Annotated in this window: 1 protein-coding gene; it reads left to right on the forward strand. The window is 59.1% G+C overall.

The window, feature by feature from the left end; all coding sequences use genetic code 11:
• The coding region (locus ACH1XZ_RS23265; RefSeq protein ID WP_395597312.1) for a transketolase-like TK C-terminal-containing protein at positions 1-269 on the forward strand (269 nt) is incomplete at both ends.

Genomic DNA, 269 nt, shown 5'->3' on the forward strand with positions numbered 1-269 from the left:
GGCCAGCCGCAGATCATCCTGATTGCGACCGGTTCCGAAGTTGAGCTGGCCGTTGCCGCTTACGAAAAACTGACCGCTGAAGGCGTGAAGGCGCGTGTGGTATCCATGCCGTCTACTGACGCCTTCGACAAACAGGACGCGGCTTACCGTGAATCCGTACTGCCGAAAGCGGTCTCTGCGCGCGTGGCAATCGAAGCGGGCATCGCCGACTACTGGTTCAAATACGTGGGCCTGAACGGTGCTATCGTTGGCATGACCACCTTCGGTGA

The organism is Kluyvera chengduensis (assembly GCF_044197065.1).
GTDB classification, from domain to species: Bacteria; Pseudomonadota; Gammaproteobacteria; order Enterobacterales; family Enterobacteriaceae; genus Kluyvera; species Kluyvera ascorbata_C.